Annotated in this window: 17 protein-coding genes and 1 other RNA gene; 5 read left to right on the plus strand and 13 right to left on the minus strand. The window is 65.2% G+C overall.

The window, feature by feature from the left end; genetic code table 11:
* Nucleotide 1 precedes the first annotated feature (1 nt).
* The 6 genes from ABLE85_RS06895 to mraZ are packed head-to-tail and all read right to left on the minus strand — an operon-like array spanning nt 2 to nt 6,498.
* Nucleotides 2–1,435: a UDP-N-acetylmuramoylalanyl-D-glutamyl-2,6-diaminopimelate--D-alanyl-D-alanine ligase gene (locus ABLE85_RS06895; RefSeq protein WP_348791952.1), complete on the minus strand. Its 1,434-nt coding sequence runs from the start codon at nt 1,433–1,435 to the stop codon at nt 2–4.
* Nucleotides 1,432–2,886, minus strand: coding sequence for a UDP-N-acetylmuramoyl-L-alanyl-D-glutamate--2,6-diaminopimelate ligase (locus ABLE85_RS06900; RefSeq protein ID WP_348791953.1), 1,455 nt, complete (start codon nt 2,884–2,886; stop codon nt 1,432–1,434). Before ABLE85_RS06900 ends, ABLE85_RS06895 begins: the two co-directional genes overlap by 4 nt.
* Before the next feature lie 49 nt (nt 2,887–2,935).
* A complete protein-coding gene (locus ABLE85_RS06905; RefSeq protein ID WP_348791954.1) occupies nt 2,936–4,645 on the minus strand; it encodes a penicillin-binding protein 2 in 1,710 nt (569 codons plus the stop codon).
* Nucleotides 4,645–5,016 carry a hypothetical protein gene (locus ABLE85_RS06910; RefSeq protein WP_348791955.1) on the minus strand — a complete coding sequence of 124 codons (372 nt, stop codon included), beginning with the start codon at nt 5,014–5,016 and terminating at the stop codon, nt 4,645–4,647. Before ABLE85_RS06910 ends, ABLE85_RS06905 begins: the two co-directional genes overlap by 1 nt.
* A gap of 4 nt (nt 5,017–5,020) precedes the next feature.
* Nucleotides 5,021–6,037 carry a 16S rRNA (cytosine(1402)-N(4))-methyltransferase RsmH gene (rsmH, locus tag ABLE85_RS06915; RefSeq protein ID WP_348791956.1) on the minus strand — a complete coding sequence of 339 codons (1,017 nt, stop codon included), beginning with the start codon at nt 6,035–6,037 and terminating at the stop codon, nt 5,021–5,023.
* Nucleotides 6,034–6,498 carry a division/cell wall cluster transcriptional repressor MraZ gene (gene mraZ, locus ABLE85_RS06920; protein ID WP_348792123.1) on the minus strand — a complete coding sequence of 155 codons (465 nt, stop codon included), beginning with the start codon at nt 6,496–6,498 and terminating at the stop codon, nt 6,034–6,036. The genes rsmH and mraZ overlap by 4 nt, the downstream gene beginning before the upstream one ends.
* A gap of 400 nt (nt 6,499–6,898) precedes the next feature.
* Here mraZ and ABLE85_RS06925 point away from each other — a divergent pair, with 400 nt between their 5' ends.
* A complete protein-coding gene (locus ABLE85_RS06925) occupies nt 6,899–8,014 on the plus strand; it encodes a cystathionine gamma-lyase (RefSeq protein WP_348791957.1) in 1,116 nt (371 codons plus the stop codon).
* 63 nt (nt 8,015–8,077) lie between these two features.
* Here the strand turns inward: ABLE85_RS06925 and rnpB are convergent.
* The 6 genes from rnpB to ABLE85_RS06955 form a co-directional block, all read right to left on the minus strand.
* Nucleotides 8,078–8,477, minus strand: an RNA gene (gene rnpB / locus ABLE85_RS06930) — RNase P RNA component class A.
* 82 nt (nt 8,478–8,559) lie between these two features.
* Nucleotides 8,560–9,306, minus strand: coding sequence for a transglycosylase SLT domain-containing protein (locus ABLE85_RS06935; RefSeq protein ID WP_348791958.1), 747 nt, complete (start codon nt 9,304–9,306; stop codon nt 8,560–8,562).
* Between the two features lie 184 nt (nt 9,307–9,490).
* The gene (locus ABLE85_RS06940) at nt 9,491–10,255 is read right to left on the minus strand and encodes an N-acetylmuramoyl-L-alanine amidase (RefSeq protein ID WP_348791959.1); all 765 of its coding nucleotides are present in this window, start codon (nt 10,253–10,255) and stop codon (nt 9,491–9,493) included.
* On the minus strand, nt 10,252–10,971 hold the full coding sequence (locus tag ABLE85_RS06945) for a DnaJ family molecular chaperone (protein WP_348791960.1): 720 nt from the start codon (nt 10,969–10,971) through the stop codon (nt 10,252–10,254). The genes ABLE85_RS06940 and ABLE85_RS06945 overlap by 4 nt, the downstream gene beginning before the upstream one ends.
* A 298-nt stretch (nt 10,972–11,269) precedes the next feature.
* Entirely contained in the window at nt 11,270–11,482 is a 213-nt protein-coding gene (locus ABLE85_RS06950; RefSeq protein ID WP_348791961.1) for a hypothetical protein, read from the minus strand.
* A 125-nt stretch (nt 11,483–11,607) separates the two neighbouring features.
* Nucleotides 11,608–12,129, minus strand: coding sequence for a winged helix DNA-binding protein (locus ABLE85_RS06955; protein WP_348791962.1), 522 nt, complete (start codon nt 12,127–12,129; stop codon nt 11,608–11,610).
* A gap of 108 nt (nt 12,130–12,237) precedes the next feature.
* On the opposite strand from ABLE85_RS06955, the gene ABLE85_RS06960 reads away from it, so the two are divergent.
* From ABLE85_RS06960 to ABLE85_RS06970, 3 genes are all read left to right on the plus strand, one after another.
* Nucleotides 12,238–15,873: a hydantoinase B/oxoprolinase family protein gene (locus ABLE85_RS06960; protein ID WP_348791963.1), complete on the plus strand. Its 3,636-nt coding sequence runs from the start codon at nt 12,238–12,240 to the stop codon at nt 15,871–15,873.
* A 571-nt stretch (nt 15,874–16,444) separates the two neighbouring features.
* A complete protein-coding gene (locus ABLE85_RS06965; RefSeq protein ID WP_348791964.1) occupies nt 16,445–17,737 on the plus strand; it encodes a DUF3419 family protein in 1,293 nt (430 codons plus the stop codon).
* 12 nt (nt 17,738–17,749) lie between these two features.
* Nucleotides 17,750–18,397 (plus strand): class I SAM-dependent methyltransferase, encoded by a 648-nt coding sequence (locus tag ABLE85_RS06970; protein WP_348791965.1) that lies wholly within the window; start codon nt 17,750–17,752, stop codon nt 18,395–18,397.
* A gap of 6 nt (nt 18,398–18,403) precedes the next feature.
* Here the strand turns inward: ABLE85_RS06970 and ABLE85_RS06975 are convergent, their stop codons facing one another.
* A complete protein-coding gene (locus tag ABLE85_RS06975) occupies nt 18,404–19,792 on the minus strand; it encodes a serine hydrolase (RefSeq protein ID WP_348791966.1) in 1,389 nt (462 codons plus the stop codon).
* Between the two features lie 235 nt (nt 19,793–20,027).
* On the opposite strand from ABLE85_RS06975, the gene ABLE85_RS06980 reads away from it, so the two are divergent.
* On the plus strand, nt 20,028–20,834 hold the full coding sequence (locus ABLE85_RS06980; protein ID WP_348791967.1) for a GH25 family lysozyme: 807 nt from the start codon (nt 20,028–20,030) through the stop codon (nt 20,832–20,834).
* Nucleotides 20,835–20,856: the final 22 nt, after the last annotated feature.

Here is a 20,856-nt window from a genome sequence, read left to right on the forward strand (position 1 = left end):
GTCAGTTTTGTCTGATATTTCCGGCAGCGTCCGGAAAGTGTTCTATGAGTGCGTCGACCAGCTTCGAAAAGCCGATGCCCTTCGACGACTTGACCATGACGACATCGCCCGGTCGGATCGCCTGCATCAGCACCGGCTTCAGTTCGTCGCCGGTCGCGCGGTGTTCGGCATGGAAGTCGCTCGGCAGAATCTCGTCCAGCGCCTTCATCTCGGGCCCGGCCAGGAAGACCAGGTCGGTGCTCGTTTCCGTGATCAGCTCAGCCAGAGCCTTGTGCAGGTCCGCCGAGTGCTCGCCGAGTTCCAGCATGTCGCCCAGCACGGCGATGCGCCGCGAACCGGGCGCCACCGGTGTCGCTTCCAGCAGCGCCATTGCGGCCCGCATGGAGGCCGGATTGGCGTTGTAGCTCTCGTCGATCAGCGTGAAGGTTCCGCTCGGGTGGTGCAGCGTGTGGCGTCGACCGCGACCGCGCTCGGGCACCAGATAGGCCAGCGCCAGCCCCACCTTGGCGACGTCGGCCCCCACCAGTTGCGCGGTGCCCAGCACCGCCAGCGCGTTCTGGACGATATGCCGGCCGGGCGCGCCGATCTTGGCCCCCACTTCCTGGCCGTACACCTCGGCCGTCATGATCGAATGATCGGCATGCAGCACGAAATTGCTGAGTCGGACCTGCGCCTCGGGATTCTCGCCGTAGCCGGACACCTTGTCCACGCCGGCATCATGCGCCAGCTTTTCGAGCAGCTCGAAGCGCGGATCATCGCGATTGATCAGCGCCTCTCCGCCCGGTTCGACGCCTTCGAATATCTCGGCCTTCGCCCTGGCGATGTCCTCGAGGCTCTGGAAGTGGCCGAGATGCGCGGGCGCGATCGCGGTCACGATCGCCACGTGCGGCCGCACCATCTTCACCAGCGGGCGGATCTCGTTCTCATGGTTCATGCCGATCTCGAACACCGCGTAGTCGCAGTCGGCCGGCATGCGGGCGAGCGTCAGCGGCACGCCCCAGTGATTGTTGAAAGACATCGGCGAGGCATGGACCTTGCCGACGGCCGAGAGGCCGCAGCGCAGCGCCTCCTTGGTGCTGGTCTTGCCGACGGAACCCGTGACGGCGACGATCCGGGCGTCGCTGCGAGCGCGAGCGGCCATGCCGAGCTTTTCCAGAGCTGCCAGCACGTCGGGCACCACGATCATCGGCGCCGTCAGGCGACCGAGCGCAGGCAGCTTGCCTTCGGCTACCACCAGCAGCCCCGCGCCGGCCTTGACCGCAGCGGTCGCGAAATCGTGGCCGTCCATGGCCTCGCCCTTGATGGCGAAGAAAGCGTCACCCGGCTGCAGCGTGCGGCTGTCGATGGAAATCCCGCCAATGCCCTCAGGCAATTGCCCGAGGGGGCGACCGTCCATCGCGGTCACGAGCGCCTGCGACGTCCACAGCAGGTTCATGCCGAGTGCTCCTTGAGAGCCCGCCGCACCTCCTCATGATCGGAAAACGGAAGGGTCACGGTGCCCACCGTCTGACCTTCCTCATGGCCCTTGCCCGCCACGATCAGCGTGTCGCCCGCATGCAGCATGGCGATCGCCTCGCGGATCGCCTGCCGACGGTCGCCGATCTCGATGGCGCCGGGGGCGGCTGCCATGACGGCGGCCCGAATTTCTTCCGCCACTTCCGAGCGCGGATTGTCGTCGGTGACTATCGCCACGTCGGCCAGCCGCGTCGCGATCTCGCCCATGATCGGGCGCTTGCCGCGGTCGCGATCGCCGCCGCAACCAAAGACCACCACCACACGGCCGGTCGTGAACGGCCGCACCGACGCAAGGACGTTCTCCAGCGCATCGGGCTTGTGGGCATAGTCGACATAGATCGGCGCGCCCTCTGCCGTGGTGCCTACGAGCTCTAGCCGGCCGGGCGCGCCCTTGAGCTTCTCCAATGCCGCCAGCGCCTTCGCGGTCGGCGTCCCGGTGGAGATCGCGAGGCCTGCGGCGACCAGTGCATTGAAAATCTGGAAATCGCCGGCGAGCGGCAGGTCGATCTCATAGATGACGCCGTCCGCTTCGATCTCGGCGCGCTGGCGGAAGCGCTCGTGCTCGACGCGCTTCAGGCGCAGGAAGTCGCCATGATAGCCAACCGTCAACACGTTGAGGCCAGCGGCGCGGGCAGCATCGATAGTCGGCTTAGACCAAGGATCGTCGGCAAAGATCACTGCCGGCGCGCCCTTCGGCAGCAGCGTGTCGAACAGGCGCAGCTTGGCGCGGTGATAGTCCTCAACCGTCGGATGGTAATCCATGTGGTCACGGCCGAGATTGGTGAAGGCCGCGGCAGCCAGCCGCACGCCGTCGAGGCGGCGCTGGTCCAGCCCGTGGCTGGAAGCCTCCATCGCGGCGTGTGTCACGCCGGCGTCCGCAAGCTCGGCCAGCAGGTGATGCAGTTCGACCGGGTCCGGCGTCGTCAGTGAGCCGTATTCGTTGCGTCCCGGCGCCACCACGCCCGTGGTGCCGATGCTGGCCGATTGCAGCCCGGCCTGTTCCCAGATCTGCCGCGTGAAGGCGGCCACCGAGGTCTTGCCGCTGGTTCCGGTAACCGCCACCATGGTTTCGGGCTGGCGGCCTCCGAGTTGTGCAGCGATCAGCGCCAGTGCGCGCCGCGGATCATCCACCTCGATGACCGGGACCGATGGAGAGCCGACCGCCGCGTCCTTTGCGGCAATGATTGCGGCCGCGCCGCGCTGAGCGGCATCGGCGGCGTAGGCAGCGCCGTCCGTCTTGGTGCCGTGAACGGCCACGAAAAGATCGCCCGGAACAATCCGCCGCGAATCCGAAGAGACCCCGCCGATCTCCAGATCGCCGGAAATGGCCCCATCGACGGGCAGGACAGCGGCGAAATTTTTCAGTTTCATCGGGTTCCGTCACAAACAAATGGCGCGCCTTGCCGGCGCGCCTGGAGAATCATTGGTAGGACACCAGCGTTGCCTGATTTTCATGGCCGAAATCTGGCTTCACGCCAAGAAAGGAAGCTGAGCGCCTGATGATATTGGCCACGATCGGCGCCGCATTGAGGCCGGCCGTGGCTGCCATGCCCGGCTTTTCAGGCTTCGGTTCATCGATCACGCTGAGCACGATGTATTGCGGATCGTCCATCGGGAAGGCGGCTACGAAGGCGTTGAATCTGACATTGGCCGCATAGCGTCCGTTGACGACTTTTTCGGCCGTGCCCGTCTTGCCGCCGACGCGGTAGCCGGGGACCTCGGCGTTCTTGCCCGAGCCCTTCTCCGCATTCAGGCGATAGAGATAGCGCATGTCCTCACTGGTCTTCTTGTTGACCACCTGGCGGGCGCCCGCTTCGGCCTCCTCTTCCGTACGCGGAAGGAATGTGGGGTTCATCAGCCGGCCGCCATTCATCAATGCGGCAGCGCCTACCGCCGTCTGCAACGGCGTCGTCGACATGCCGTGACCGAAGGAAATAGTGATGGAGTGGACCTTCTTCCACACCTTCGGCTCGGTGGGCCGCGCCACTTCGGGAAGCTCGGTCTGCAGGCGGTCGAGCAGGCCGATGCGCTTCAGGAACTCGCGATGCCCCTCGATGCCGACGACGTCGGCCTCGCGCGCCGAGCCGATGTTCGACGAATAGATGAAGACTTCCGGCACGCTCAGCACCCTGCCCTTGCCGTGGAAGTCGCGGATGGTCTGGCGCCCGATGGTTATGGGTTTCGTCGCGTCGAAGGTGCTGTTGAGGTTCACCTTGCCGGAATCGAGGGCCATGGCCGTGGTGAAGCTCTTGATGGTCGAGCCCATCTCATAGACGCCAGCCGACATGCGGTTCAGGCGGTCCTTGTCGAGCGCGTTGTAGGGGTTGTTTGGATCGAAATCGGGCACCGACGCCATCGCCAGCACCTCGCCGGTCTTGACGTTGAGGACCACCGCGCCGGCGGCGATCGCCTGGTACTTTTCCATCGCCCGGGCGACCTCGTCGCGCACGATGTGCTGGACGCGGATGTCGATCGACAGGCGCACCGGCTTCAGGTCCTTGGCAACGGCCAGTCCCGAGGCCTGGAGATCGGCGAGCCCCTGGTCGTCGATATATTTCTCCATCCCGGCGATGCCCTGATTGTCGATATTGGTCAGGCCGAGAATGTGCGAAGCGGTCGGGCCGCCTGGATAAAAGCGCCGCTTTTCGGTGCGGAATCCGATGCCGGGCAGGCCGAGCTGCATGATATCGGCCTGCTGCCTGGGCGTGAGCTGGCGCTTCAGCCAGACGAATCCGGCGCCGCTTTTCAGCTTCTTGTAGGTCTGCTCGACCTCGATATCGGGCAGCACGGTCGACAGCTTTTCGATCACCTCGTCGGCATCGACGATACGGCGCGGCTCGGCGAACAGGGAGGACGTCTTGATGTCGGTGGCCAGCACCTCGCCGTTGCGGTCGACGATGTCCGGCCGGGAGGCCGTCACCCGCGAAACCGGGCCGCCGCTCTCGTCGGGTTCCAGCATGCCAAGATAGACCAGCCGACCCGCGATCGTGGCATAGATGCCGAAAAACACCGCCATGGTCATGATGACGCGGTTCTTCGTCCGGCCGCCCGTCGCCTTGCGGGCACCGTCGACGACGATGGATGCAGTCGAGGCCTGGCCGTTGGATATGCGCCTGCGCCAGAGCTTCATCACCGCACCACCGCTCCCGTGACCACCTTGTCGGTGCCATTGTCGGCCATTCCGCCCAGCGGTCGCGAGGGATCATGAGCTTCGATCGGTCGCGACGGCAGGTCATCCAGGCCGACGATCTGCCGCGCCTCCACGGGCTGGAGCTGCAACTCGGCCTGATAGGTTTCCGCCAGCTTCTGCAGGCGTGCGGGCTGGGTCAGCAGGCTCCAATCCGCCTTGAGCAGGTCAATCGAATCTTCCTCGAAACGTATCTGCTGTTCGATCTTGCGGACTGCGACGAGTTGCTCCTCGGCCTCGTGCTTGGTCTTGTAGGTGAAGGCGGCTGCCGAAACCATCACCGCGATAAGAACGATGTCGCTTGTGCGGAACATGTTTCTACCTTTCTCCAGCAGGCCGGATTTCGGGAAGCTTCGGCAGGCCGAAGATAGAAAAGTCGGGCGCGCGGGCCGATGCCCCGGTGCGGATCGCGGCGCGCAGCTTGGCCGAGCGCGCGCGCGGATTGGCCTCGGTCTCGCGCTCGGTCGGCGACACAGCGCTGCCGGCCTTCTTGAAGGTGATTGATTTCGTTTGCGTTTCAGGCAGATAGCGCGAGCCGGCAACAGTGCTCGAACGGTCTGCGATGAAGCGCTTGACGATGCGATCCTCGAGCGAATGGAAGGTGACCACCACCAACCGACCGCCAGGCTTCAGCGCCTGTTCCGCAGCAAACAGCGCGCGCGCCAGCTCGCCGAGTTCGTCATTGACGTAAATGCGCAGCGCCTGGAACACGCGGGTCGCGGGATGGATCTTGTCCTTGGGGTTGCGCCCGACGAGATCGGCAATCGCCTCGGCCAGGTCGCGCGTCCGCTCGAAGGGACGTTCGGCGCGGCGCCTCTCGATCATGCGGGCGATGCGGCCGGCGTGGCGCTCCTCTCCCAGAAAGCCGAAGATGCGCGCGAGATCGCCCGACTTGAAGCGGTTGACGACGTCAGCCGCACTCAGGCCCGCCTGCGCCATGCGCATGTCGAGAGGCCCGTCGGCGCGGAAGGAAAAGCCGCGCTCGGCCTGGTCGAGCTGCATGGAGGACACGCCGATGTCGAGCACCACGCCGTCGACCTGCGATGCATGCGCGTCGAGATTGGAGAAAGGTGCGTGGACGAGGCGCAGGCGGCCAGCGGACTTCTCCTCCAGCTCGCGACCGGCCGAGATCGCATCCGGATCGCGGTCAATCGCAATCACGTTCGCCCCTGTTGCCAGGATGGCGCGGGTGTAGCCACCGGCGCCGAAGGTGCCGTCGACGATGGTCTCGCGCTGCCCGGGGCTCAGCGCCGAGATCACTTCGTCAAGAAGAACCGGAATGTGGCGGGCCGGTCCGCCAACGGCATGGTCGTCTTCGCCGCTGCCTACCATCATTCCGTTTCTCCTGCTGCCTGCGTGCCTGTCCCCTGCCGAAGCTTCAAAAGCCGGGTCCGCACCTCCGCTCCGTAGACGCGCAGCCGTTCCGGCTCCCACATCTGAAAGAAGCGGCCGCGCCCCACAAACGCCACCTCCGAGGAGATGCCGGTGTGCTCGCGCATGAAATCCGTAACCGTGATGCGGCCGTCCTGATCGAGCTTCAGGAACATCCCGTCGCCATGACAGAAGAAGGACATGTCGTCCGCCGTGCGCAGGAAGGAGTCTTCCCGCGCGATCCGCTGCTCGTAATGGTCGAGCAGATCGAGCCCACCCACATCCAGAGACGGGGTTTCGAGCGCCCGAAGCGCATAAAGCTCGCTGTAGCCGCGCTTCTGGACGACGGAACGGAAATGCGCGGGAACGGAGACGCGCCCCTTGGCGTCGATCCTGTTCACCGCATTGGACAGAAACCGGTCCATCACTCGATTTAGCCGCCTCCGTCGCGTCGCCCGCCGCCAAGCCCGTCACCGGACAACCAGGCTGTGCCTTCGCCACGAATCCCTTGTTTTCGAATGCAAAAATGCCGCCCCGCGCAGCAGCCTCCGCTGCGTGTTCGGGGGACGCTTCACCCAGGACCGAAACGAAGTCTTGATTGTCCAAATGGGATAACATGGGCCAATATGGGCGTCAACGGGAACGGGCTGCACAACTCCCGCCTAACCGTCGCTTGCGGCAACATTGGCGGCGTTGCGGTCTTTATCCTCCATTAAGACTAACGAAACGTTTAGAAGCGGTTAGCGATGGCGTCGTCCTTGTGCCGCGCGCCTTGCCGGAATAGCTTTGCGGCAGTCGCAGAAACGCCGAAAGCCAGCCAAAGCCATGACCGAAACCACGCAGTCGCGCGCCGCCTCTCTTGTCCATCTCCGCGGCAAAACGCTCGAACCCGGCGATCCCGTCCCCCTGCCCCTTGTCTCGGCGGCGACGTTTCACACCCCCGGCGATTCGACCGGCGTTCATCAATATGGCCGTTTTTCGAACCCCACCTGGGACGCGGTAGAGGAGATGCTGTCGCATCTGGAAGATGCGCGCAGCGTGGCGTTTCCGTCCGGCATGGCGGCCATCGCCGCGGTGATGTTCGCGCTGCTCAAGACCGGCGACCGCATCCTGCTGCCCGCGGACGGCTATCACACCACGCGCATCCTGGCGGACCGCTTCCTCGGCAAGCTCGGCATCGGCATCGATACACGGCCGACGGCGACCTTCCTGGACGGCGGCTTCGAAGGCTACCGGCTGATCTTCGTTGAGAGCCCTTCGAACCCGAACCTGGACATCTGCGACATCGCAGCGGTGGCAGAATCCGCCCATGCCGCTGGCGCGATCGTCGTTGTCGACAACACCACCATGACCCCATACGGCCAGCGCCCGCTCGATCTGGGCGCCGACATCGTCGTCGCCGCCGACACCAAGGCACCCAATGGCCATTCGGATGCGCTGTTCGGCCACGTGGCCAGCCGCGATGCCGACATCGTCGCCGCCGTGCACGACTGGCGCACCATGTCGGGCAGCATCCCGAGCCCGTTCGACGCCTGGCTCGTGCATCGCGGCCTCGAGACGCTCGAGGTGCGTTTCGACCGCATGTGCTCGTCGGCCGAGATCATCGCCCGCCGCCTGAAGCAGCATCCGGCTGTGCAGATGGTGCGCTTTCCGGGCCTCGAGGACGACCCGTCGCACAATCTCGCCCGCATGCAGATGGAGCGTTTCGGCTTTTTGGTCAGCCTCGTGCTGGCGTCAGAGGATCAGGCTGAAGATTTCATCAATGGCTGCCCGCTGATGCAGGCGGCAACCTCGTTCGGCAGCGTGCACACATCGGCCGAGCGGCGGGCAAAGCGCGGCGACGCGGTAGCGCCGGGCTTCGTGCGCATTGCCGTGGGCTGCGAGCCGGTCGAGGAATTGTGGGCGGCGATCAAGACGTCGCTGGACCGCATCGGGAGCTGAGCCCCTAACGCGCAAAGCCGCCGCCAATTAGGCGACGGCGAAACAGGCTCGGATAAAGGAAAGAGTGCCAGCCGGCCTGTAAGCCGGGTTCTGTATGGCCCCCGTGCCTTGCGGCGCGGGAACGTGGCGGCCATTCGTCTTGGGCGCATGTTGCCATGCGCCTCACGCAACCTACCCGGATGACCGGGCCGGAAACAGCCCTGAGGGTCGCCCCTCTGTCATCCCTATTCGGTCTTGCTCCCGGTGGGGTTTACCGTGCCGCTCCTGTCGCCAGTCGCGCGGTGGGCTCTTACCCCACCCTTTCACCCTTACCGCGGACGAATCCGCGGCGGTTTGCTTTCTGTGGCACTATCCCTGGGGTCACCCCCGCCGGTCATTATCCGGCACCGTGCTTCCATGGAGCCCGGACTTTCCTCACCTTCAGCCTTTCGACTCTCGAAGGTGCGGCCGCCCGGCCAGCTGGCGGTTCGTATAAAGGCATTCGCGCGCAAAAACGCAAATGAAAAAGCCACCGGCCGGCCGGGACAGGCCCGGACATCCCCGCATTAGTTCATGGCGAGCTGCTGCTTCACCCTGCTGCAGTAGGCTGCCGAAACCGGGTTCATGCGCGTGGCGCCATGACCGGCATTGTACTTCAGGATCGTGCCGCAGGTGCTGCCGCCGCCAAGCGAATGCGCCTTGGCAAGATACTTCATGCCGTACTTGATGTTGGTCTCGGGGTTGAACAGGCCGCTGGCGCTGCCGTTGTAGCCCATCATGCGGGCGGTGGCCGGTTTGATCTGCATCAGGCCGATCTCACCTGCGCCGCCGCGAGCGTTGGCGCGGTAGTTGCTTTCCACCTTGATCACCGCATGGGCGAGCTGCGCCGGAACGCCATAGGCCGCGGCATAGTGGGCGACGATGGTGCTGTACTGCGCCTTGGCAAGCTGCGGCGTCGGAGCGGCGGCGTTTGTGATTATGGCCGAGGCGGTCTGTACTTTGTCGACGCCCGGAAGGCCACCGCCACGCCGGTTCAGCACCACCTTGACGCGCTTGGCGTGCGCATGACGGTTGGCCCTGTGCTTCGAGTGCTTGCGCGGTGCCTTCACTCCATGGGATGCCTCGAGGTGCAGTGTGCTGGTGAAGCCCCTCACGCCCGGCAGACCGATCGCGTCATCAGTGTCGTTAACGGCAGAAGCGACGGAGACCTTTTCCGTCACTTTCGAGCTCTTGGAAGCCTGAGGCTGGGCGTTTGCGGCAAAGCTGGTGAACGCGGCAGCAAGCGCTGCCGCCATCGCGGTCATTTTTCTCATGTGTACCTTGTCTATTCTTGGCCGCACGAATGTCTTCGTGCAGCAACCCTTACTCAACAAAGGCCATCTTCTGGATAGATTGCCCGTGACACGCCAAGGGATTTGACAAGGGAATGGGCGCGAATGAAGGCGATGAAATCACATTAATTAACAGAATGTAATTTAGCGAGAGCTAATGGAAAAATCAGCTAGGGCGCCGAGGCAGAGCCGAAAGGAGGCGCGTCAAGGTCTCCACCGTCGCCGGGTCGGCGACACCGTCAACCTTGAGCGGACGGAAGTGACGCTGGAAGGCCGCGACGACGATTTCTGTCTCGTCGTTGAAAATGCCTGTTATCTCAACGCCATAGCCATAAAGCGAAAGCATGGACTGCAGTTTTTCGACCGCCGGGCCTTCGTCGCCGCGCCGCAAAATGCCACCATTGCGCGTGCGCGCAGGCTCCACATAGTGGCCAACTCCGGATTGCGCCAGCTGACGCCAGGGAAACCTTTCGCCGGGATCGACCTTGCGACCGGGCGCCACATCAGAATGCGCCAAAATGCGCTCGGGAGCGATGCCGTGACGATCGATTATGTCCCTGCACAGCCCAATTACGGCATGAATCTGGCGCGTCGGGAAGGCCGGATAGCCAAGACCATGCCCTGGATTGACGATCTCGATGCCGACGGACCAGGAGTTCACATCGACTGTTCCGTGCCACGAGCTCTTGCCCGCGTGCCAGGCCCGGTCGCTTTCGCGCACCATCTGCACGATGCGGCCGTCCTCATGCACGAGGTAGTGGGACGACACCTCGCTGGCGGGGTCGCACAGCAACGCTTCCGCACCCTCGGCGGTCGGCATGCCGGTGTAGTGCAGGATGATCATGTCGGGGCGATCCGTGCCGCGACGCGCCGTGAAATTCGGCGAAACGCGAACCTCGGCGCCGGGGTGGTCAGGCAGGAATCCGCTCATGCCGCCCGCGCCGCCTTCTCGATCGCCTCGTAGGCCGCATTGATTGCCGCCACGCGGGTGGTCGCGATCCGGATGAATTCTTCGGGCAGGCCGCGGGCGATCAACCGGTCGGGATGATTGTGGGCGATCAGTCGCCGGTAGTGTGAGCGCACGTCTGCAAACGGGCGCCCCCGTTCTATGCCGAGCACCCGGTAAGGATCGGCCTCGCCGACATCCAGATGTCGCGCCAGGATCGTCTGGTAGTGGTCGTCCTCGATCCTGAAGATTTCGGATACGCGCTTGAGGAACTCTTCCTCCCGCTCGTGCAAGATACCGTCCGCCTTGGCGATGTGGAACAGTCCGTCCAGGATATCCTCCAGCATCGCACAGTTCTTGTGCCCGGTGCCACAAAGGCCTGCCATCCGTTCAGCGTAGGCCTCGAAACCGGCGACATCCTGTTTGGCGAGGTCGTAGAGCCGCGCGACGTTGCGGGCCTCCTCGGGCGGTACCGAGAAGATCTCGCGGAACGCCCGTATCTCGTCCTGCGTGACCACGCCGTCGGCCTTGGCCATCTTGGCCGAAAGCGCGATCATCGCGACGGAAAAGGCCACACGCCGGCGAAGCTCCGCATCGCCCTCGAACATTGTGCGCACGGCCTCCACGACGTCGGCAATGCCGGCTTTGGCGGAAGCAGAGAAACGGGTGACGAAATCGCCTATGCGGTCCCAAATCGACATGGGCGTTTCTTAAAACGAAACCTGCAACTAGGCGAGGCCCAAACGCGCTTCCAGCGCGGCGAACAAGAAGCCGCAATGGCTAAGCCCCCCGGAAAGGCCGGGTGGACCGGCCTTCCGGAACACTACACGCCCCGGCAGTCGATATCGGCGCCGATATCCTGCCTTGCCGAGGCACGTTGCGGGGCTGTGGAGAGCCGGAGCGACGCTGCATCGGCTCGGATACCAGACACGCCGAAAGCCGCGCCGCGTGAAGCGGCCGGCCCAGGTTCGAAATCGAACTACGCTGCGCTCCTTTCCATCACTGCGCGGGCGCGGCGGGCTTCTGCTGCATGTTGCCTTCCGTGCCGGTCGAGGGGGCTGGCGTGGCGGGCGCGGTGGTTGCCGGCGGCTTCGCCTGCTCGGTGGCCGGCGGCGTCGTGCTCTGGGTCGTGGTCTTGTCAGAGCTTTCGCTGCAAGCAGCGATGCCGAACAGCGCAACGGCCGAAACGGATGCGAGGATGAGTTTCTTCATTAGTTGTCTCCTTGAGGCGGCAACACCCGATAACGGGTCATCGCATCTAAAATGTGCAGCCAGGCCTGTAGGTTGCGTCACTTACGCTGACTCGGGGAAACATTTCGTCAGGCGCGCCCGCAGCATCAGAGGGATGCCGCCCCCCGCGCGGCCTGGTCGTACTGCCCGGACAACGCCCGCATAAGCGCGGCAAGACCGCTGAGTTCGGCCTCGTCAAACTGAAGCCCCTTCACGCTCGAAACCAGCAGCGCCTCGCGCACCTCGCGGTAGCGCTGGCAGGCGGCGGCGCCCGCCTCCGTCACCGCAACGGTCTTTTCCTTGCCGCGCCGCCCGGTGTCGATCAGACCGAGGCCCTCGAGCTTCTTCAGCGCATAGGCGACCACATGCGTGTCCTCGATGTTGTACATCATGCAGATGTCGGCCAGCGTCTTCTCTCGCCCCCGGTGGTTGGCAGCGTGCAGGATCAGCACGTCGATGGGCGCGAGGCCCGGCAGGCCGGCCGCGCCCATGCAACGGACCATCCAGCGCTGGAAGGCGTTGTTCAGCACCGTCAGCGCGAACTCCATTTCCGACAAGGCGGGCATGCCGCCATCGGCCAGATGCGCCGCCGCGACCACCGGGCCGATCTGCGCCTTGGTATCCGACATCGCGATCGTCCTTTAAGTTGCATTTTATCGATAAAATATTGACGATATGCCGTCGATTTCTATAGCAGCCCAATATACTATGTCCAAGCCATTTGAGGGGAGCGAGGGATGAGCGCCAAGACCTGGGATTTCTGGATCGACCGCGGCGGCACCTTCACCGACATCATTGGCCGCGATCCCGAGGGCGGGCTGCATCCGCGCAAGCTTCTCTCTGAAAATCCCGAAGCCTATAGCGACGCCGCCATCCAGGGCATCCGTGACCTGCTCGGCGTCAAGGCCGGCGAACCGATCCGGTCGGAGCGCATCGGCGACATCAAGATGGGCACTACCGTCGCCACCAACGCGCTTCTGGAGCGCAAGGGCGACCGCGTCCTGCTGCTCATCACCAAGGGGTTCCGCGACGCCCTGCGCATCGCCTACCAGGCGCGGCCGGACATCTTCGCCAAGGAGATCATCCTTCCCGAGCAGCTCTATGAACGCGTGGTGGAAGTCGAGGAGCGCGTGCGCGCCGACGGTTGCGCGGAAAAGCTGCTCGACATGGCCTCGGTGCAAGCTGAAATCGAACAGGCGAAGCAGGATGGCATCGATGCCGTCGCCATCGTCTTCATGCATGCCTGGAAGTTCCCCGAGCACGAACAGGCCGTAGCCAAGCTCTGCCGCGACCTCGGTTTTGGCCAGGTTTCGGTCAGCCATGAGGTCTCGCCGCTGGTCAAGCTGGTCGGGCGCGGCGACACCACCGTCGTGGACGCCTATCTGTCGCCGATCCTGTCTCGTTATGTGAACCAGGTGGCTGGCGAGTTGGGCATGGACAAATCGGTGGAGGCCAATTCTCCCCGCCTGATGTTCATGATGTCGTCGGGCGGCCTCACCGCCGCCGACATGTTCCAGGGCAAGGACGCGCTGTTGTCCGGTCCCGCTGGCGGCGTGGTCGGCATGGTGGAGACGGCCAAGCTCGCCGGTTTCGACAAGGTGATCGGCTTCGACATGGGCGGCACCTCCACCGACGTCGCCCATTATGAGGGCGAATATGAGCGCGCCTTCGACACCGAGGTGGCCGGCGTGCGCGTGCGTGCGCCGATGATGCGCATCCATACCGTTGCCGCCGGCGGCGGCTCCGTCCTGCATTTCGAGGCCGGCCGCTTCCGCGCCGGGCCGGATTCGGCCGGCGCCAATCCCGGCCCCGCCTGCTATCGCCGCGGCGGGCCGCTCGCGGTCACCGACGCCAACGTCATGCTGGGCAAGCTGCAGCCCGATTTCTTCCCTGCGATTTTCGGCCCCGGCCAGGACCAGCCGCTCGATACCGCCATCGTGCGCAAAAAATTTGAGGCGCTGGCCGCCGAGATCGGCGACGGCCGCAGCCCGGAAGCGGTGGCTGAAGGTTTCGTCACCATCGCCGTGGAGAACATGGCCAACGCCATCAAGAAGATCTCCGTCCAGCGCGGCTATGACGTCACCGAATATCTGCTCAACTGCTTCGGCGGTGCGGGCGGGCAGCACGCCGGCCTGGTGGCCGACGCGCTGGGCATGGAGGCGGTGCTGATCCATCCCTTCTCCGGCCTGCTCTCGGCCTATGGCATCGGCCTGTCGGCGGTCTTCGCCTCGCGCCAGCAGGCGCTTCTGAAGCCGCTGGCCGAAGCCTCGCTCGACGCGGTCAACGAGATGATCGCGACACTACGCGAGGATGTGCTCGCCGAACTCGCCAGCCAGGGCATCGCCGAAACGCACGTCGCCTCGCGCCCGGTGCTGCAGGTGCGCTACGACGGCACCGACACCGCGCTCCCGGTCAACTTCGAAGCCGGCTCGGTTTCGCAGGCGATCGCCGACTTCGAGGCCGCGCACAAGGCGCAGTTCGGCTTCATCTACGGCAACAAGCCGATGATCGTCGAAGCCGTCGGCGTCGAAGGCACCGACACAAGCGGGCGCGGGCGCGACGAGCGTGACCAGGCCCTGGCCGACCGCACGCCCAAGCCGGGCGAAACGCGCGGGCTCTATGGCGAGGGCACCTGGCACGACGCCGGCGTGTTCCGCCGCGAGGCCATGGCCCCCGGCGATCATGTCGACGGGCCGGCGCTGATCATCGAGAGCCACCAGACCATCGTGGTCGAGCCCGGCTGGCGGGCCGAGATCACGGCCAAGGACCACGTGCTGATGCGCCGCACGGAAAAGAAGCGCCGCAAGGCAGCCCTCGGCACCGAGGCCGACCCGGTCATGCTCGAGGTCTTCAACAACCTCTTCATGTCGATCGCAGAGCAGATGGGCGTGACGCTGCAGAACACCGCCTACTCGGTCAACATCAAGGAACGGCTGGACTTCTCCTGCGCCGTTTTCGACCGCACCGGCGCGCTCGTCGCCAACGCCCCGCACATGCCGGTGCATCTGGGCTCCATGGACCGCTCGGTGGAAACGATCATCCGCCTCAACGAGGGCGACATCCATCCGGGCGACGTCTTCGCGCTGAACGCTCCCTACAATGGCGGCACCCACCTGCCCGACATCACCGTGGTGACGCCGGTGTTCGACGACGCGGGCAAGGAGATCCTGTTCTACTCGGCCTCGCGCGGCCACCACGCCGATGTCGGCGGCACGGCCCCCGGCTCGATGACGCCGCTGGCCACCACGGTCAACGAGGAAGGCGTGCTGTTCGACAACTTCCGCATCGTCGAGCGCGGCCAATTCCGCGAGGCGGAGCTGGAGCAGCTCTTGACCGACCACCCCTACCCGGCCCGCAACCCGCACCAGAACATCGCCGACCTGAAGGCGCAGATCGCCGCCAACGAGAAGGGCGTGGCCGAGTTGCGCAAGATGGTCGCGCATTTCGGGCTCGACGTGGTCAATGCCTATATGGGCCACGTGCAGGACAACGCCGCCGAAAGCGTGCGCCGCGTGCTGGAGCGCCTGCCCGACAGCTCGCAATACGAGTACCCGACCGACACCGGCCAGGTCATCAAGGTGAAGATCACCGTCGACCGCCAGAAGCGCGAGGCGACCGTCGACTTCACCGGCACCTCGCCGGTGATGAAGAACAATTTCAACGCCCCTGAGCCCGTGGCGCGCGCAGCCGTGCTCTACGCCTTCCGCGTCATGGTCGAGGACCAGATCCCGATGAATGCCGGCTGCCTGCGGCCGATCAACATCATCATTCCGGAAGGCTGCATGCTGCGGCCGAGCTATCCGGCGGCCGTGGTGGCCGGGAATGTCGAGACCTCGCAGCACGTCACCAACGCGATGTTCGGCGCCATGGGCGCGTTGGCCAACGCGCAAGGGACGATGAACAACCTCACCTACGGCAACAAGCAGTACCAGTATTACGAGACGATCTGCTCCGGCTCGCCGGCCGGCCAGATGAACAGCGGCCGCGGCTTCAACGGCACGTCGGGCGTGCACACCCACATGACCAATTCGCGCCTGACCGACCCGGAAATCCTCGAATTGCGCTTCCCGGTGCTGCTGGAGGATTTCCACATCCGCGAGAACTCCGGCGGCAAGGGCAAATGGCACGCCGGCGACGGCACGCGCCGCACCATCCGCTTCCTGGAGAAGATGGAATGCGCGATCCTGTCGTCGCATCGCGCGGCCCCGCCGCGCGGCGTGAACGGCGGCGACGACGGTCAGGTCGGTTCCACCAAGGTCCGCCGCAACGACGGCTCCATCCAGACGCTGAGGGCCTGCGACCAGACCGTGCTGGAGCCCGGCGAGGCCGTCATCGTGACCACGCCGACGGCGGGAGGATTTGGCAGGGCGTAAGGGCGCGCCTTGCCCTCCCCTCTTTCTGCACCGCTGCGGCAGTTATGGCCGATCGGTATGGGTCCCCGGAACCTCCGCACTTCGCTATCGCTCGTGCTTCGGCCCGAGGATGACGAAGTGGGGCGGCCGGCGCCAGTCGCCAGTGTCGAGGGCTTACCGGGTACCTTGATCCCACCTTGTTGAAGGTTCTGGGGACGGCCTTGAAGGGATGCCGCAGCCTTTCACCCACGAGCGCAGCGAAGTGCGGAGGTTCCGGGGACCCAGGCCTCGGACTCTCAGCCGGCAGTCCGGGGCAGGTTCGGCATCAGAAAACTATCCCCGGGAACTCGGCCCGGCTTTGAGCCGCGGCTTTTCCAAGCGCCATCCCGGCGGAGGGAGCGCAGCGATTTGCGCGGATCGACCTCCGCAGCGGCAGCTTCGGCCGACCGGTATGGGTCCCCGGAACCTCCGCACGTCGCTATCGTTCGTGCTTCGGCCCGAGGATGACGAGGTGGGGCGGCCGCGCCGGCATCCAATCGGCCGCGCCGGGCCTACTCCAAACGCTCCGCCACCAAACTGTCACCCGGCTGTCATGCCGCTGCGTTACCCGCTTGCTCCAAAGCAAACGGGGAATCGCCTTGCCATGACCGACCTGTCCTCGGAAATCGGTTTCGCCCGCAACAAGCGCCTTGGAAAGGCGGTGCATCGCAACCGCGCGCTTTCGAAGGAAGGGTTTTCGGAACGCCTGTTCACCTTGCTGTTCTCCGGCCTCGTCTATCCGCAGATCTGGGAAGACCCGGACGTCGACATGGAGGCGATGCAACTCGGCGAAGGCCACCGCGTCGTCACCATCGCCTCGGGCGGCTGCAACGTGCTGGCCTACCTCACCCGCTCTCCGGCGCATGTCGATGCCGTCGACCTCAACACCGCCCACATTGCGCTGAACCGCATGAAGCTGACGGCTGTGGCCCACCTGCCCTCGCAGGCTGACCTGTTCCGGTTCTTCGGCAGCCCCGGCAACCGGCACAATTCCGCCGCCTACGACCAGTTCGTGGCGCCGCATCTCGACCGGACCAGCCGCGCCTATTGGGAAAAGCGCAACTGGCGCGGCAAGCGCCGCATCGCCGCCTTCGACCGGAATTTCTACCGCAAGGGCCTGCTGGGGCTGTTCATCGCCGCCGGTCACCGCACCGCCCGCCTCTATGGCGTGGATGTTTCGGAGATGATGGCTGCCAAGACGATCGCCGAACAGCGCCGCTTCTTCCGCGAGAGTCTGGAGCCAATCTTCCGCCGCCGGCTGGTTCGCTGGGCGACGTCGCGAAAATCCTCGCTGTTCGGCCTCGGCATTCCGCCGGCGCAGTATGACAAGCTGATCACGTCCGGCGACGGCACCATGGCGAGCGTGCTTTCGGCACGGCTGGAAAAGCTGACCTGCCATTTCGCCCTGAAGGACAACTACTTCGCCTGGCAGGCGCTGGCGCGCCGTTATCCCGCCCCCGGCGAGGCCGCGCTTCCCGCCTATCTGGAAGCGGGGAACTACGCCGCGATCCGCCAAAACCTCGACCGTGTGAGTGTGCACCACGCCAATTTCACCGAGCTTCTGGCAGGCAAGGCCGCCGGCTCCGTCGACCGCTTCGTGCTGCTCGACGCGCAGGACTGGATGAGCGACGAGCAGCTGAACGCGCTGTGGAGCGAGATCAGCCGCACCGCCGCCCCCGGCGCGCGCGCGATCTTCCGCACCGCCGCCGAGGCGAGCCTGCTGCCCGGCCGCCTCTCGCCCGCTTTGCTCGACCAGTGGCGCTACGAGGCGGAGCAGTCGCGCGAGTTCACGGCCCGTGACCGCTCAGCGATCTATGGCGGCTTCCACCTCTATGTGAAGAACTGAGAGGTTTTGGCGATGGGCTCGACGGACCATTCCGGCCTGATGGACCGCATCTACCGCCACCAGCGCCACATCTACGACCTGACGCGCAAATATTACCTGCTTGGCCGCGACCGCATGCTCGACGGGCTCGACGTGCCCGCAGGCGGCAGCGTGCTGGAGCTGGGCTGCGGCACTGGGCGCAACATCGTGCTGGCCGCCCGGCGCTATCCGGAGGCACGCTTCTATGGCCTGGATATTTCCGCGGAGATGCTGGAGACGGCGAAAGCCGCGATCGACGGCGAGGGCATTGCCGCCCGCGTGACGCTGGCGCGTGGCGACGCCACCGATTTCGATACGAAGGCGCTGTTCGGGCAGGAAAAATTCGACCGGGTTTTTGTTTCCTACTCGCTGTCCATGATCCCCGGCTGGGAAAAGACCGTCAGCGCGGCGCTGGCCGTGCTGAAGCCCGAAGGCTCGCTGCACGTGGTCGATTTCGGCGAGCAGGAGCGCCTGCCGCGCTGGTTTCGCGCGATGCTGCGGGCGTGGTTGGCAAAGTTCCATGTCGAGCCGCGGGCGACGCTGCGCGACGAACTGGAGACCGAGGCCGGCAAGCGGAACTCGAGCGTGTTCTTCGAGACGCTCTATCGCGGCTATGCGGTGAAGGCAGTGGTGGGGGCGTAAGGCCCCCTACTCCAGCGCCTTGGACAGCGCGGCCACCATGGCCTGCGGCCGGTAGCCGAGCTTCGACGGCGTAAGCCCCAGCCGCACCACGACCAGCTTCTGCGACGGCACGACGGCGATGGACTGGCCGTCATGGCCGAGCAGCCAGAACGCGTCTGCCGGCAGGTCGAGACCTTTTTCGTTGGCGTTGTCTGCTTCATCGCCTCCGTCGGGGCCTTCGAGCCACAGCTGGCCGCGCCCATATTTGCCGTTCGAAGCTGGCGCCGGCTCATGCATCCACGACACGAAGCCGGCGGGCAACAGCGGCATGCCATTCCAGACGCCTTCGTCGACCAAGAACTGGCCGAAGCGCGCCCAGTCATGCCCGGTGGCATAGAGATAGGACGAACCGACGAAGGTGCCGCGCGCGTCGGTTTCCATCACCGCACTCGTCATGCCAAGCGGGTCGAACAGCGCCTTGCGCGGCCAGTCCAGCGCCAGCGCCTTATTGCCCACGGCATTCTGCCAGAGGCGCGAGAGGATTACCGCCGTGCCGCTGGAATAGCTCCACACCTTGCCGATCTCGCCCACCAAAGGCTTGCCGGCGGCGAAGCCGGCCATGTCGGGCTCCAGATAGAGCATACGGGTCACGTCAGTAACGTCGCCATAGTCCTCGTTGAATTCGAGGCCCGACGACATCGCCATCAGGTCGGCCAGGCTGATCTTTCCGCGCGCGTCGCCCTTCCAGGCCTCGAACAGGCCGGTGGCGTCGGTGGACATCTTGCCGGCCTTCACCAGCGCGCCGATGAGCGCGGCATTGACCGTCTTGGTCATCGACCAGCCGAGCAGCGGGGTGCTTTGCGAAAAGCCGGTGCCATAGCGCTCGCCGACAATGCGACCGTCCTTGACCACCACCACGGCGCGCATGCCCGGCCCGGTCGCGCCTTCGTCGTCGAGGATCGTGGCGACGGCGGGGTTTTGGGACGGCTCCACGCGCTCACCCTGCGGCCACAGTTCGTCTGGCTTGGTGCCTTGCGACGGCGGCTCCAGCGAGAACAGCTTCGCCGCCTCGACATTGCCGTCCGGCACGGTGGCGCAGCCGCCATTGTCGCGCGCGACCGCGAGCCCTCCGCCGAACCAGCCGAACACCGCGGCCGAGACGGTGCCGGTCTCGCTGTCGACGTCGACCGACATCAGCTTGAGGATGGGATGGCCGGGCGCCTGCACGTCGACCCTGAGCACCTCCTCGGGATCGCGCCCAGCGATGAAGACGTTGGAGCAGACGATCTTGGCCGTGTAGCCGGCCGCCACCCGGATCAGGGCCGGCGGGGCCACGGCGAGCCAGATGGCCACGCCCACGACCGCCAGCACGGCAAGCCCGAGCAACCACTTCACCAGCCTGAGTAAAGCCTGCATTCCCGTCTCCCCCTGGGCGCCGGCCGGGACCGGACTGCCGCCGCGCCTGGCGCAAATTTTTGCCGACTGTCTCGCGCCATCAACCAAAAATCAACCATGCTGGGCGAAGACATGATGAGACCGTTCCGCCGCGCATAACGCCTCGGAACGGCGCCTGCACCACCTTTTGCGCGCGGCGACAAGCCGTGCATTCGTCCGCATGCTGGGCCGCCCTGCCGGCCCCAAAGGAGAAGCGATGCGCCGTCTCGCGGCCCTCATCCTGCTTGGCGCGCTTGGCGCCTGCACCACGGTGGACGACCTCGCCCCCGCGCGCACCGGCTCGCAGACCATCACGCAGGGCGAAGTGATGGTGCGCTATCCCCGCTTCGACGACGTCAATCCGCACGACTGGACCGGCCGCACGCCGTGGGAGCATCCCGTGCACGGCATCGACGTGTCGAAATACCAGACCTCGATCGACTGGCCGCAGGCCAAGGCCAGCGGCATCTCGTTTGCCTTCATCAAGGCGACCGAGGGCGGCGACCGCGTTGATGACCAGTTCGAAGATCACTGGAACGCCACCAAGGCCGCCGGCGTGCCGCGCGCGGCCTATCATTTCTACTATTTCTGCCGCACCGCTGCCGAGCAGGCGGCCTGGTTCATCCGCAACGTGCCGCGCGAGCGTTCCGCCCTGCCGCCGGTGGTGGACATGGAGTGGAACCCGCAATCGCCCACCTGCAAGCTGAGGCCCGCCCCGGCCACGGTGCGCAGCGAGATGAAGACCTTCCTCGAGATCGTGGAGAAGCACTACGGCAAGAAGCCGATCATCTACACCTCGATCGACTTCTTCGACGACAACCAACTCGCCGGCTTCCGCGGCTATCCCTACTGGCTGCGCTCGGTGGCAGGCCACCCCAGCGAGCGCTACGGCAGCCATCCCTTCACCTTCTGGCAGTACACCGGCACAGGCGTGGTTCCCGGCATCCGCGGCAAGACCGACATCAACGTCTTCAATGGCACCGAGGCTGCTTGGCGGAAGTGGCTGAAGGAAAACGCCCGTTAGACGACGAAATAGCGGCCTAAAG

Origin of the sequence: Mesorhizobium sp. KR1-2 (assembly GCF_040045035.1) — a bacterium.
Taxonomy (GTDB): domain Bacteria; phylum Pseudomonadota; class Alphaproteobacteria; order Rhizobiales; family Rhizobiaceae; genus Pseudaminobacter.